Raw genomic sequence first — 627 nt, forward strand, 5'->3', positions numbered from 1 at the left:
ATAAAAGAAAGAAGACTAAAGGTAAAAGAGATGAAGATCTTAAAAATATACCTGTAAATGTTATTCCTCATAAGTTAACAGATAAACAGCTTACACAGATCTTTGGTAAAGATAACTGGAAAGAACTTCCCGAAGAAGTATACAAACGCCTTACCTTCCATCCAGCTGTTTTTGAAGTTGAAGAACATCATGTATCTGTTTATGCTGGAAAAGATAATGAAACGATTGTACGTGCTGATCGTCCTACAGATCTTTTACGTAATAGTATTGTGACACCATCATTAGCATCTGCAATCATGAATGCAAAGTATGTAAACGCCATTCCGCTTTATCGTTTAGAGCAAGAGTTTAAACGTGCAGAAGTCAATATCTCTAGGCAGGTAATGGCTAACTGGGTGATACGTTGTGCTGAAAGATACTTATCATTAGTATGGGATCGATTGCATCAAGAATTGTATAGGTCACCTGTTATTCAAGCAGATGAAACACCAGTGCTTGTTAATAAAGATGGACGTTCTGCAGGAGCCAAAAGCTATATGTGGGTCTATCGTACAGGAAAAATGTATGATGCAGCACCGATTGTATTGTATGAGTACCAAAAAACACGAAATCAGAGTCACCCTAGAG

1 protein-coding gene is annotated in these 627 nt (G+C 37.2%); it reads left to right on the forward strand.

Annotated elements, in window-relative coordinates; all coding sequences use genetic code 11:
* The coding region (locus tag JCM14822_RS18820) for an IS66 family transposase (RefSeq protein ID WP_157047921.1) at positions 1-627 on the forward strand (627 nt) is incomplete at both ends.

Source organism: Cellulosilyticum ruminicola JCM 14822 (assembly GCF_001311925.1).
Taxonomy (GTDB): Bacteria; Bacillota; Clostridia; order Lachnospirales; family Cellulosilyticaceae; genus Cellulosilyticum; species Cellulosilyticum ruminicola.